The sequence below is a fragment of the Bacteroidales bacterium genome (genome assembly GCA_035299085.1).
GTDB lineage: Bacteria > Bacteroidota > Bacteroidia > Bacteroidales > UBA10428 > UBA5072.
The window spans coordinates 102,320-114,536 of the sequence record DATGXG010000036.1 but is presented as its reverse complement, the minus strand read 5'-3'; the positions used below and the strand labels follow the sequence as shown (position 1 = coordinate 114,536).

The window sequence follows — 12,217 nt, the reverse complement described above, 5'->3', positions numbered from 1 at the left end:
ATGGAACCCATTAAGGCTCTTATAATTGATGATGAACAACTGGCCAGGGAACTGATCAAGAATTACCTGAAAAATAACCAGGACATAGAAATTATCGGAGAATGTGAAAACGGTTTTGAAGGCGCACTTCAGATTTCAGATTGCAAGCCCGACCTTGTCTTTCTCGATATCCAGATGCCAAAGTTAAATGGTTTTGAGATGCTTGAACTTATTGAGGATCCTCCTGAAATCATATTTATTACAGCTCACAATGACTTTGCCATCCGCGCCTTTGAGATGAATGCGGTGGATTACCTGTTGAAGCCTTATTCGCAGGAAAGGCTGCTTACAGCCATTCAGAAAGCAACCGAAAGGATCCGGTCAGGTAAAACCTCCGAGGAGAAAATAACACAACTCGTCCATCAGCCTCTTACTGAAAAGCTTGAGAGAATTGTGGTTAAGTCAGGTACAAAAATCAAGGTGATCCCTGTCGACAAGATAATTTACCTTGAAGCACAGGATGATTATATCATGATCTATACCGATGAGGGGAAACACCTGAAACAAGGCACAATGAAATACTATGAAGACCACCTGGATGAATCGAAATTTATCCGCGTCCACCGGTCATACATTGTCCGTATGGACCAGGTAGTTCAGCTCGAACCTTATGCAAAGGATAACTACATAATCAAACTGAAAAACGGAAGTTCTCTGAAAATCAGCCGGAACGGACTGAAGAACCTTAAGGAAAAATTTGATTTCTGATTATCGCTTGATTAATCCGGCCAATTTCAGGCCGAGATCCAGGAAAATAATCTTTCCGTTGCCGTTCCTTTCAATGTCATGAACAGCCCGGCTTAATTCCTTATTGAAACCCGAAATGTTTAACCCGGTTATGAATGGAGCGAATCGGGGAGTGAATTCCATTTCACGGTTCTGGATATGGACAATTTCAGGTTCATTGAAATGAAGGGCAAGGCTTTCCCGCACTGTTCCCAGGCCGTATTCAAGAAATGATTTTTGTTTTTCCCTGTTCAGTGCGGATAACTCTTCAGCATGACCAATGATCTCGGGAATACTGTTTTTCAGGCAGCTTCGCATCAGATCGCGGAATTTTAAAAAATTGAAGTTGATTTCATCCGGATCTCCGGCCATTTCAATAGCCTTAAGATAATTGCCCTCAGCCAGCCGTGCCACTTCAACTGCACTGCCCTGTTCAATTCCAAATCGCTCACGGAGAGCGGCAATCATATCAGAATCGGTGATACGGGGTATTTTAACCGGAATGCAGCGTGACCGGATGGTTGTCAGCAACATATCCGGATTCTCGGCAACTAGCATAAATATTGTTTGTGCAGGAGGCTCTTCAAGGAGTTTCAGGATCTTATTCGATGCCTGGTCATTCATTTTTTCGGGATGCCAGATGATCACAATCTTGTAATCGGACTCAAAGGATTTCAACATCAGTTTGGAAGTCAGCCGTTTGCTCTCATCCGTACTGATGATCCCCTGCTTGTTATCAAGGTCAATATGATTGTACCATTGTGTAAGCCTGCCATAAGGATTTTCGGAAATAAACGATCTCCAGTACGATATGAAATCATCACTGCCAACTGAATCCGAATCCACTTCTCGCGTTTTGTTTACAGGGAAAACAAAATGCATATCAGGATGGATATATTTCTGGGTCTTCCTGCAACTGGCGCAGGTGCCACATGCATCATCCTCAAGGCGGTTTGTACATAATATATACGAAGCAAAAGCAAGAGCAATAGGCAATGAGCCGGTCCCCTCCTCCCCGAACATAAGCCATGCATGACTTACGCGATTTTCCTTAACCGTGTTTATGAACCGGCTTAACAGGTTTTTCTGGCCGATTATATCTTTGAAAAACATATATATAAATCGTGGTAATGCTTTTAAAAATAAGCGTTTGCCAAAGGTAAATAAAAAACTTTTTTATCTTTGTTCAATTATTAACTCAACACAATCAAACATGCAAACAATAGATAAATTTAACTTTAAAGACAAAAAAGCTATTGTTAGGGTTGATTTTAATGTTCCCCTTGATAAAAAAACATTTGAAGTAACTGACGACACCCGTATCCGCGGTGCTCTGCCTACGATCAATAAAATTCTGAACGACGGCGGCTCGGCTATTTTAATGTCACATCTCGGACGACCCGATGGCTTACCTCAGGACAAGTACTCCCTGAAGCATGTAATTCCTGCCTTGCAGAAATTGCTTGGAAAAAATGTAAAGTTTGCCGATGACTGTGTTGGCGCATCGGCTGTTGCACTTTCTTCGGAACTGAAACCCGGTGAAGTGCTTCTTCTTGAAAACCTCCGCTTCTACCTTGAGGAAGAAGGCAAACCCAAACTTCCTGAAACAGTCTCTGACGAAGAAAAAAAAGCTGCAAAGGACGCGCTCAAAAAGAAACAGAAGGAATTTACAGCTAAACTGGCTTCATACGCTGACTGCTATGTAAACGATGCTTTCGGAACTGCCCACAGGGCACACGCTTCCACAGCTCTGATCGCTGATTTGTTCCCCGATGATAAAAAGATGTTCGGATACCTGATCGTTGCCGAACTAGATGCAATGGACAAGGTGCTGAAATCCTCACAGAAACCATTCACCGCCATTATGGGAGGGGCCAAGGTTTCCGATAAAATTCTCGTTATTGAAAACCTGCTTCCCAGGATCGATAACTTGATCATTGGCGGGGGAATGACCTATACTTTCATAAAAGCCAAAGGCGGTAAAATTGGAAATTCATTATGCGAGGAAGATAAGCTCGAACTGGCTTTAAGTATACTGGAAAAGGCAAAAGCAAATAATGTAAAGGTTTACCTTCCTGTAGACGCCGTAAACGCTGATAAATTTGATGCCGAAGCAACAACTTCACTTTCAAAAATTGATCAGACTCCTGACGGCTGGATGGGACTTGATATTGGTGAGGAAACAATTAAAATTTTCAGCGAAGTCATTAAGCAGTCAAAAACCATTCTGTGGAACGGACCCATGGGCGTTTTTGAAATGCCTAAATTTGCCGCCGGAACATCCTCCATCGCAAAGGCAATTGCCGATGCCACAGCCAAGGGTGCTTTCAGCCTCATCGGTGGTGGTGACTCTGTAGCCGCTATCAATAAAAACAAACTGGCCGACAAGGTAAGTTATGTTTCGACAGGCGGTGGTGCAATGCTCGAATATATCGAAGGAAAAGAACTTCCCGGCATCAAGGCCATCAGGAAGTAATATTTTCGATTGTAACATATTTTATGCCCGATATGACCGTGGGTCATTTCGGGCATTTGTTTATAGTCAAATAACATCTGTTTTATGAAAAACATGAAAATCGCCATACTGGGTGGTGGTAACCTGGGTACATCCCTGGCCAAAGGCCTTATCCATTCGAAATATGTGACATACGATGATCTGATCATCACAGAAAAAAGGGAATCGCGCCTTGCATACCTGCGCGAAATGGGATTTCATGTTTCATCCGATAACATTGAGGCTGTAAAAAAATCGACAGTTGTTGTCACGTCCGTAAAACCCCAGCAATTCTCTTCTCTTGCCGGAGAAATAAAAGAGTACCTGACACCGCAGCATATCCTGGTATCAACGGTTACAGGGGTTACTTTTAAGGAAATCGAAGAAGCTGCCGGCAAATTACCAATGCTCCGGATCATGCCCAACACAGCCCTCGAAATTTGCGAATCGATGACCTGCATAGCCTTTAAAAATACAATTCCTGAACAGGAAGAACTGATGAACGGTATGTTTGCCCGGATGGGAAAAACGCTGGTTATTCCCGAGGATATGATGGATGCTGCAACGGTTGTGGGGGCCTGCGGAATTGCTTTCGCACTGCGCTTTATGAGAGCCATGTCGCAGGGAGGCATCGAGATCGGTTTCAACTCCGAAATGTCACAGCTGATAACGGCGCAGACAGTCAAAGGAGCCGCTCAGCTTATTGTTGAAACAAGCAATCATCCCGAAAGAGAAATCGACAAGGTGACCACACCGCAGGGAATTACAATTTCCGGTCTCAATGAAATGGAGCACCAGGGGCTTAGTTCGGCTGTGATCAGGGGCCTCATCACTTCATATAACAAACTGGCGAACTTCAATCCGAAATCGCCTAAGATCAGCAAGGATTAAAAATGATTTTGGTGTAATTTTACAGATTGATATTCACACATTATGAGCAATCTTGAAAATTTTCCCACCTATCTTTTCAAACAATACAATAACTTCAGGAAAGAGGTGCCTTCAATGACAAAGGCACATCAGTTCACCGACAACCTGATCTATTTTCTCTTCCCTTTCAAGATTGATAAACGATGCACTCTTCCTCTTATTGAGCTGAACCTGGCCCAGCTTCAACTTGATTTTAAAGATCTTCTCGATCCGATCGAAAATTTGCTCAATCGGAAGATCAGTGAATTGTGTGATGATTTTTTCAATGCAATTCCCCATATTTATGAAAGCCTGATTAAGGATGCACAACTGTTTGTCGATTTCGATCCTGCAGCCAGGTCACGTGAAAGTGTGATCCTATACTATCCCGGCTTTTATGCGATTTCAGTATACCGCTTGTCTCATAAACTCTACCAGCTTGAGATACCCTTCCTTCCCCGTATGATTTCAGAATATGCCCATAGTAAAACTGGCATTGATATTCACCCGGGCGCACAAATCGCCGAACATTTCTTTATTGATCACGGAACGGGAGTGGTAATCGGGCAAACCACAGTAATTGGTAAAAATGTAAAACTTTACCAGGGTGTGACCCTTGGAGCCGCAATTGTTGATAAAAGCATGAAAGATAAAAAGCGCCACCCCACCCTTGAGGATAATGTCATTGTGTATTCGGGTAGCACCATCCTGGGAGGTGAAACGATAATTGGACATGATACCGTGATTGGTGGTAATGTGTGGCTTACAAAAAGCGTCCCTCCCTATTCAATGGTATACCACGAAAGTAAAGTAATTATAAGAGATAAGAAAACATATGTGCCGCCGGATAATTTTGTGATCTGATGATTGACTGAACCCATAAAAGAGAATAAAATGAAAGCAAACTCAATACTCGAAACGATAGGAAATACGCCACATGTTAGAATAAACCGGTTATTCGGTGATCAGTATGAAGTGTGGTATAAGCTTGAAAAGTCAAATCCCGGCGGAAGCATAAAGGACCGTATAGCCCTTGCCATGATTGAGGATGCTGAGAAAAGGGGAATCCTTAAACCCGGTTCTGTAATTGTTGAGCCTACCTCGGGGAATACGGGTATTGGTCTTGCCATGGTTGCAGCAGTTAAAAAATACCGGCTCATTCTTGTAATGCCTGAGTCTTTTTCTATTGAGCGAAGGAAAATTATGGCCTCCTACGGAGCCGAATTTGAACTTACCGCCCGTGAAAAAGGAATGCAGGGTGCAATTGATAAAGCAAATGAAATAGTAGCCTCCAATCCGGATGCGTGGATGCCCATGCAATTTGAAAATGAAGCCAACATTAAAATACATCGTGAAACCACAACTCAGGAAATAATCCGTGATTTCCCCGGTGGGCTTGATGTCGTTATCGGCGGTGTTGGCACCGGCGGCCATATTACCGCTGCCGGTTATGAGCTTAAAAAGAAATTTCCGGGTATTAAGATCTTTGCTTTCGAACCCGAATTATCTCCCATAATAAGCGGAGGAAAACCCGGTCCCCATCCCTTGCAGGGCATCGGTGCCAACTTTATCCCGAAAAACCTGCACAGAGATGTCCTTGACGGAGTTTTGACCATATCCAAAGATGAAGCTTTTGAATATGCCCGAAAAGCAGCTAAGGAAGAAGGAATCTTCGTGGGTATTTCATCAGGCGCTGCACTGGCAGCCGTGGCTAAAAAGATTCCGGACCTGCCCGCCGGAAGCCGCATTCTTACCTTTAACTACGATACCGGGGAACGATATCTCTCCGTTGAGGGGCTGTTTTAATTAACTCTGATTTAACAACATCCGGGTTAACCTGTTTCTAAGTAAGCTGTTTTAATGCTATACATTAATCGTATGATTTCAGGAATAGCATTAATTATTGGCTTATTTGCAGGTTTTCATTCACCCATTTCAGCACAGCATAAGGCTGTGCCTGAAGTAAATTTTGCCTCTTTCCAAAACCAGCTGAAGCATAACACTGATACGGTATATGTCATTAACTTCTGGGCCACCTGGTGTGCACCGTGCCGTAAAGAATTGCCCTTGTTTGAAAAAATACACAATGATTATTCAGGTAAAAAAGTAAGCGTTCTGCTAGTAAGCCTTGATTTTCCAAAACAGGCACAAAAGTCACTGAGCAATTTTATTGAAGACAATAAAATCACCGCACCGGTTATTTTGCTAAATGAACCTGATGCCAACACTTGGATTGACAAAGTGGATGTGTCATGGTCCGGTGCAATTCCTGCCACACTGATTTATAAGAAAACGAACAGGAAATTTTTTGAAAAGGAACTTACCTATGATGAGATAAGCAATTCCATTTCATTTCTGAATAAACTTTAAACCGATAATTTATGAAAACAATTCTGTCATTTGTTCTGGTCCTTGTATCAATGGCTTCAATGGCCGGCGAAGGATATAAAGTAGGAGATAAGGCTATTGATTTTAAATTGAAAAATACAGACGGTAAATATGTAAGCCTGGCTGATTATCGCGATGCAAAGGGTTTTATCATCGTTTTTACCTGCAATAACTGTCCTTATGCGAAAGCATACCAGGACAGGATTATGGCACTCGACAAAAAGTACAAGTCCAAAGGATATCCTGTAATCGCAATCAATCCCAACGATCCGGAAGTTGAGCCTGCCGATTCATATGAAAACATGGTAAAACGTGCCCGGGAAAAGAATTATTCATTCCCGTACCTGTATGATGAAAAACATGAAATATACAAAGAGTACGGCGCTACCAACACACCTCATGTATATGTGCTTCAAAAGGACAATTCTGGCAACCTGCTTGTAAAGTATATAGGAACAGTTGATGACAACTACCAGGATGCTACTGAAGTGCAAAAACCGTACATCGAAAATGCAGTGGATGCGCTGCTTAATAACAAACAACCGAATCCCGACTTTACTAAAGCAATAGGATGCCGGGTAAAGACAAAATCTACCTGAAATACCTGTTGAAATCTTCAACCGAAACCAGCATGATAGATACAACCTGCTTCGAAGTCAGGGTTCCGAAGAAACCTTTGGTAAGCATATCATCCTGCATTTTGGGCAGTGTTGTATTTATAAGCATTAAAGCTTTTAATTCGTTCATCTTTACAGAATCTGTAAGGTAGGTTACCCTGCAGGAATCGCCTTTTAATTCATATTTTACCTTGCGTTCCTGAACTTTCCTGCTTAATTTTTCACCATGGCCTTTTGCACCAATAACGTAAATAAGACTGTCTCCTTCCAGCAACGTGTAAGTGTCACCTTTGTGATACTTACCGCATGAGGCTAGTAAAATAAAAAATACAGTTAAGACCGATATCCCTTTTCGCATATCCGTTTATTGAATTCTGCTTTCTGTTTCCTTCATTATTCGGACAGCCGTTTCTTCATTATTCGTATTAAGAACACCGATCAGATAATCGGCTTTCTGTTTCAGGAAGACGGTGCCGTTAAACATATCGTTAACAATAATATAACTGTCCTTTTTCTGAACTTTATCTTCTTTCATGATCTGTACATACTGGTCAACCATCTGTTGTATTGCTTCCGGTGTAAGTTTGATGATGAAGACCTGGAAATCGGATGGCTGATTATACTTAACTGAGAAAGCATGATGAAAACAGGAATATCCCAAAAAGTTCTGGGCAATGTAGGTGTCGCTTAGGGGAACCTGCCCTTCAGGGGGAAAATACTTCAATGCTGAAGGTAGTCCGACTGGCTGAGCCAGTGTGGCATTTACTTTTTCAGCTACCATGGCTATAGTCTGCTCATCCACGGCATCCACCCCTGCTGACATGACTTTCACATAGTAATTTCCTGCAAGAAAATTAAGGATACCCTCACTTTTATACCCCTGCGATCCAATAGGCAACTGGGTGTAATCAGGCATTCTTTCTGAAGTGTATATTCCATAAGTATCATCAGCGGTTTTATGCCTGTAAAGTTCAACCCTGATCATCTGGTTTTTCTTTGAATATTCTGCGATATGAAGATCCTCAAAATAATAGCTCAGAAAAATATCGGCTGCTCCGTCTATCAGTTCCCATAAATCGCCTGAATTATAAACATGGTCATTTATTTTCATCTTCCATCCCTGTATTTCAGGAAACAGTTTAGTGCCGGCAGCCCGGCCATGAATTGTGAACAAAGCAACCACTAAGAGTAACAAGAGTTTTTTCATGTATTCAATATTGATATTTTAAACTAGTTTCAGGAGAAAACAATAATAAGAAATTTAGGCAATTATTAAATGCTGTCAGTAAGCTATCTCTGTTTTAACATTTTTAACAATTTTTTTCATTTAATTTTGTATACTAAGCAAAAAGTAATGTCGTTTCTTTGTTGCTTTGTGTTTTCATAACTTTTTTGGGTGTGACAACGTAAATATGTAAAAGTTCTGCATAAAAATGGAACGATTTGTAAGAATGTTAATAACTTTTGTTGTTGGTGTATGATTGGGAAAAACGTTGTTTGGGGATTTATTATCGTTGCCGTTTTCAGCCTTTCGGTTCTTGACCTTGGTTCGGTGAGTGATGGTTCATATGAAATTAAAAGTTCTTCTGTTGTCAGAAGTCCCAAACCAGCTGCTTTAGACAGTCTTGTTGCTTCATATGATGAATATCTTGAAAATGCTGTGGACAGTTTTAAAAGTCCCGGCGCTGCAATTGCTCTTGTATATAAAGGAGAAATCATTCTTCTCAAAGGATATGGTGTGAAAAAAATAGGAACCACTGATTCCGTTGATAACCATACCGCCTTCCGGCTTGGCTCCGTTTCCAAAGGATTTGCTTCCGTACTTACAGGAATAATGGTCACTGAAGGTTATCTTAACTGGGATGATAAAGTCTGCTCCTACGTGAAAGATTTCAGAATGCTGGATACGGTTTGCGGAAATAACCTTACAGTCAGACATATTCTTAGCCAGACAACAGGCCTTCCCGAGCATACATTTACTGATATGCTCGATAATGGGGTTGATTATGCCACCATCCGGCCTACACTGGCCAATGTGCATTCAATCGCCAAACCAGGCCAGATATATACATACCAGAATGTGATATACAGCGTCATAGGAGATGTTCTGCAAAGTGTTTCAGGAGAAGACTATAACAATCTGCTCCAGGATAAAATTTTCAGACCGCTCAATATGCGCGATGCATCTACTGATTATACCTCGTTTTACTATAATCCGAATACCGCAATGCCGCATTTGAGAGCCGGATCATCATGGAAGGCCAAACCGAAAAACAGCAGGTATTATTCGGTGTCTCCGGCATCCGGAGTTAATGCAAGCGCCTCGGATATGGCAAAATGGCTTCTGGCACTTACCGGATATTATCCTGAAGTACTTACTGATCAGACTGTTCATGCCATTGCTCAGCATACGATTGAAACTCCAAGAAAATCAGCCTATCGCAGAAACTGGAAATCACTTGAAAAAACATACTACGGTATGGGCTGGCGTATTTTCGATGTTAAAGGACATGATGTCATCTATCACGGTGGATATGTGGAAGGATTCCGGACTGAAATTGCTTTTGATCCTGAAACCAAGCTTGGGATAGCTGTTATGTTTAACAGCAATACACCCGTAGCCTCAGAGTGTGTTCCCCGCTTTATCAATTCCTTTCTTGAAACCTGTTGTTCTGTCGATCAAAATACATTATTTGCACACCGACAATAATGGACAAAACACCATATCGCTTCTTTGATATCCTGGTTGCCCTCTTTGTAGCAGTTCTTCTGATATCAAACATTGCTTCCACAAAAATTCTTACACTTTGGAAATTCACATTTGACGGTGGTACAATCCTCTTCCCATTAAGTTACATCTTTGGTGACGTATTAACAGAGGTTTACGGATTCAGACGTTCCAGGAGGGCGATTTGGCTGGGTTTCTTTTCTGCCCTGCTGATGTCACTCGTTTTTTACATTGTTCAGCTTCTGCCTGCGGCACCTGACTGGCCCAATCAGCAGGCATTCGAGGCCATTCTCGGATTTGTACCACGGATTGTTATGGCTAGCCTTATTGCATATTTCGCCGGAGAATTCTCAAATTCCATTACGCTTTCGGTAATGAAGATCAAAACAAAAGGCCGGTTTTTATGGATGCGGACAATCTTCTCAACCATTATAGGCGAAGGAATCGATACAATCATATTCTGTATGATTGCCTTTTATGGAACCATGCCGGGAAATGTACTTTGGGCTGTCATCATCTCAAACTACATATTTAAATGCTCGGTTGAAATCTTATTTACACCTCTTACTTACAAAATCGTAAATTACCTCAAAAAAGAAGAAAAAACGGATGTATATGACTACGGTGTCAGATACAATCCCTTTGAGATATAACACAATTGCCGCTTAACATGCGCGTCCTGTTAATCATAGCATTTCTTTCTGCTGTTAAAATTTGTACCGGACAGGAAATTTCCGAAAAAGTGGTTACGCTTAACGATCTGTTGAATACGGCGTACAGGAATCTGTCGGTTACAAGCACAGACAGTATAATACGAAATAATCAGCAGCAAATCAAGTCAACCTGGCATTCGTTACTTTACCTGATCATCAGGCATAATGAACTGGAGAATTATTGTAATGAATTTTCAGACATCGGACGGGTTGCCGAACTACGGTATAAGGCAGGAGAATCCGATTTTCAGGAAAGCATGGACCAGTTGGCTATGGTAGCCGGATACAACACCGAGAAAGATATTACGGCAAATGAAATATCAATTTGCCGTAACCTGCTCAGACAACAGGCCGGAACGGATTATACCATGATTCCTGCCGACACGGCATTGAATCTTTATGAAATAGACAAATCACATGGTTCTGCAAAGATCCTTCCGGACAGCAATGATGTCTTTTCCGCCCTTACACTCGAAAACATGAGCCTTCAGCTCGATAACCTGTTCATTAAGCTGAATTATTACACAGGATTCGGGCTTGATTATGCAGAATCCATTTCACGAACCGCCCATGCACGGTTTCATCAGGAAGATATCGATTTATACGCCTTTTTAAAGGCAATTACGGAAAGCCTTAAGATTAAACTGCAGTATCTTGAATGTCTGAATAATTATAACCAGTCTGCCATTCAACTTGAATATTATGCTTACTGAAAAACTCATCCTGGTATTGATGGCTGTCCTGACCCTGTTTTCAGCGTGCAGGAATAATAACCATGCTTCAGACAGTAAAGTCATGAATTCTTTAAAATGCCGGGGCTTTGTAGTATCCGAATTCAAAAACAAAAGATATATCCATTCTCCTGTCAGCGGAAAACTTATATGGCTGACCGGTCAAAAATCACTGAACAAAGGCTCTGGCCTATGTGTAATTAAAAGCAGTGAAATCCTGTCAATCCAGCAAAATTTCCTTGAAGCTAAAAATTTGTATGAATTCACCCGTAAGGAATATTTGCGACAGGGTGACCTTGCCGTTGAAAATGCCACTTCGGTTAAAAAAATGGAAAATGCAGGGAAAGAATACCTGGCAGCTGAAATTACAATGAAAGCAATGGCAAAACAATTAACCATGCTGGGTTTCAACCCTGACAGTGTCAGGTCAGATAACCTGTCAGACCGTGTGGTATTGTATTCCCCGGATAAATGTTACATAAACAGTATTCTTGCAAATACCGGTGATTTTTTGAGTGCGGGTACCAATATCGTGTTGTTATCAGATAAAGAAATCCGCCTGATTAAATTTGAAGTACCTGAAGAGTACTATTATAAAACCACCACCGGAATTAAAGTAATTTATAAGGCTGCATTCGACAGTACAATCCGGGGAAAGACAATTCTTCGCAATGTGGTGCCCCGGGTTGATACACTCACCGGTACCTTTACAGGGTATGCCACGATTGAGGAAGATACCTTACTGGTACCCGGAATGACGGTTCAGGCTGAATTATTCCTTAATCCCTGAACACATTTTGAATTATGAAACTTTTGCTTTCAACAACATAGCTAATGCACACTTTATAGAGTTGCTGAGAAAAATTAACGGT

14 protein-coding genes are annotated in these 12,217 nt (G+C 41.5%); 11 read left to right on the top strand and 3 right to left on the bottom strand.

The window, feature by feature from the left end; translation table 11 throughout:
• Positions 1-747 (top strand): LytTR family transcriptional regulator DNA-binding domain-containing protein, encoded by a 747-nt coding sequence (locus VK179_11630; protein HLO59385.1) that lies wholly within the window; start codon positions 1-3, stop codon positions 745-747.
• Here VK179_11630 and VK179_11625 read toward each other — a convergent pair whose 3' ends face one another.
• Positions 748-1,878, bottom strand: a complete 1,131-nt coding sequence (locus tag VK179_11625) for a DNA polymerase III subunit (protein HLO59384.1) — start codon at positions 1,876-1,878, stop codon at positions 748-750.
• A gap of 100 nt (positions 1,879-1,978) precedes the next feature.
• Between VK179_11625 and VK179_11620 the strand changes: the two genes are divergently transcribed.
• From VK179_11620 to VK179_11595, 6 genes are all read left to right on the top strand, one after another.
• Positions 1,979-3,241 carry a phosphoglycerate kinase gene (locus VK179_11620; GenBank protein HLO59383.1) on the top strand — a complete coding sequence of 421 codons (1,263 nt, stop codon included), beginning with the start codon at positions 1,979-1,981 and terminating at the stop codon, positions 3,239-3,241.
• Positions 3,242-3,325: 84 nt separating this feature from the next.
• Positions 3,326-4,150 (top strand): pyrroline-5-carboxylate reductase, encoded by an 825-nt coding sequence (proC, locus tag VK179_11615; GenBank protein HLO59382.1) that lies wholly within the window; start codon positions 3,326-3,328, stop codon positions 4,148-4,150.
• A gap of 42 nt (positions 4,151-4,192) precedes the next feature.
• The gene (gene epsC / locus VK179_11610) at positions 4,193-5,032 is read left to right on the top strand and encodes a serine O-acetyltransferase EpsC (protein HLO59381.1); all 840 of its coding nucleotides are present in this window, start codon (positions 4,193-4,195) and stop codon (positions 5,030-5,032) included.
• Between the two features lie 30 nt (positions 5,033-5,062).
• Positions 5,063-5,974, top strand: coding sequence for a cysteine synthase A (gene cysK / locus VK179_11605; GenBank protein ID HLO59380.1), 912 nt, complete (start codon positions 5,063-5,065; stop codon positions 5,972-5,974).
• Positions 5,975-6,046: 72 nt separating this feature from the next.
• Positions 6,047-6,538 carry a TlpA disulfide reductase family protein gene (locus tag VK179_11600; protein HLO59379.1) on the top strand — a complete coding sequence of 164 codons (492 nt, stop codon included), beginning with the start codon at positions 6,047-6,049 and terminating at the stop codon, positions 6,536-6,538.
• An 11-nt stretch (positions 6,539-6,549) separates the two neighbouring features.
• Complete coding sequence (locus VK179_11595) at positions 6,550-7,155, top strand: thioredoxin family protein (GenBank protein ID HLO59378.1); 606 nt, start codon at positions 6,550-6,552, stop codon at positions 7,153-7,155.
• On the opposite strand, the gene VK179_11590 is transcribed toward VK179_11595, so the two are convergent.
• Positions 7,148-7,531 carry a hypothetical protein gene (locus VK179_11590; protein ID HLO59377.1) on the bottom strand — a complete coding sequence of 128 codons (384 nt, stop codon included), beginning with the start codon at positions 7,529-7,531 and terminating at the stop codon, positions 7,148-7,150. The two genes, VK179_11595 and VK179_11590, sit on opposite strands and share 8 nt — an antisense overlap.
• A 6-nt stretch (positions 7,532-7,537) precedes the next feature.
• Complete coding sequence (locus tag VK179_11585; GenBank protein HLO59376.1) at positions 7,538-8,380, bottom strand: DUF6599 family protein; 843 nt, start codon at positions 8,378-8,380, stop codon at positions 7,538-7,540.
• A gap of 270 nt (positions 8,381-8,650) precedes the next feature.
• On the opposite strand from VK179_11585, the gene VK179_11580 reads away from it, so the two are divergent.
• From VK179_11580 to VK179_11565, 4 genes are read left to right on the top strand one after another with little or no spacing between them, the layout of a single operon-like run.
• On the top strand, positions 8,651-9,883 hold the full coding sequence (locus VK179_11580) for a serine hydrolase domain-containing protein (protein HLO59375.1): 1,233 nt from the start codon (positions 8,651-8,653) through the stop codon (positions 9,881-9,883).
• Positions 9,883-10,554, top strand: a complete 672-nt coding sequence (locus VK179_11575; protein ID HLO59374.1) for a queuosine precursor transporter — start codon at positions 9,883-9,885, stop codon at positions 10,552-10,554. Before VK179_11580 ends, VK179_11575 begins: the two co-directional genes overlap by 1 nt.
• 17 nt (positions 10,555-10,571) lie before the next feature.
• The gene (locus VK179_11570; protein HLO59373.1) at positions 10,572-11,327 is read left to right on the top strand and encodes a hypothetical protein; all 756 of its coding nucleotides are present in this window, start codon (positions 10,572-10,574) and stop codon (positions 11,325-11,327) included.
• Positions 11,317-12,135: an efflux RND transporter periplasmic adaptor subunit gene (locus tag VK179_11565; protein HLO59372.1), complete on the top strand. Its 819-nt coding sequence runs from the start codon at positions 11,317-11,319 to the stop codon at positions 12,133-12,135. Before VK179_11570 ends, VK179_11565 begins: the two co-directional genes overlap by 11 nt.
• Positions 12,136-12,217 lie beyond the last annotated feature (82 nt).

Excerpts from the sequence above, each read along its gene's own strand:
- VK179_11575 (HLO59374.1), top strand. The coding sequence starts at position 9,883 with ATGGACAAAACACCATATCGCTTCTTTGATATCCTGGTTGCCCTCTTT.
- VK179_11600 (HLO59379.1), top strand. The coding sequence starts at position 6,047 with ATGATTTCAGGAATAGCATTAATTATTGGCTTATTTGCAGGTTTTCAT.
- VK179_11620 (HLO59383.1), top strand. The coding sequence starts at position 1,979 with ATGCAAACAATAGATAAATTTAACTTTAAAGACAAAAAAGCTATTGTT.
- VK179_11595 (HLO59378.1), top strand. The coding sequence starts at position 6,550 with ATGAAAACAATTCTGTCATTTGTTCTGGTCCTTGTATCAATGGCTTCA.
- VK179_11590 (HLO59377.1), bottom strand. The coding sequence starts at position 7,531 with ATGCGAAAAGGGATATCGGTCTTAACTGTATTTTTTATTTTACTAGCC.
- VK179_11625 (HLO59384.1), bottom strand. The coding sequence starts at position 1,878 with ATGTTTTTCAAAGATATAATCGGCCAGAAAAACCTGTTAAGCCGGTTC.
- proC (HLO59382.1), top strand. The coding sequence starts at position 3,326 with ATGAAAAACATGAAAATCGCCATACTGGGTGGTGGTAACCTGGGTACA.
- VK179_11630 (HLO59385.1), top strand. The coding sequence starts at position 1 with ATGGAACCCATTAAGGCTCTTATAATTGATGATGAACAACTGGCCAGG.
- cysK (HLO59380.1), top strand. The coding sequence starts at position 5,063 with ATGAAAGCAAACTCAATACTCGAAACGATAGGAAATACGCCACATGTT.
- VK179_11580 (HLO59375.1), top strand. The coding sequence starts at position 8,651 with ATGATTGGGAAAAACGTTGTTTGGGGATTTATTATCGTTGCCGTTTTC.
- epsC (HLO59381.1), top strand. The coding sequence starts at position 4,193 with ATGAGCAATCTTGAAAATTTTCCCACCTATCTTTTCAAACAATACAAT.
- VK179_11565 (HLO59372.1), top strand. The coding sequence starts at position 11,317 with ATGCTTACTGAAAAACTCATCCTGGTATTGATGGCTGTCCTGACCCTG.
- VK179_11585 (HLO59376.1), bottom strand. The coding sequence starts at position 8,380 with ATGAAAAAACTCTTGTTACTCTTAGTGGTTGCTTTGTTCACAATTCAT.
- VK179_11570 (HLO59373.1), top strand. The coding sequence starts at position 10,572 with ATGCGCGTCCTGTTAATCATAGCATTTCTTTCTGCTGTTAAAATTTGT.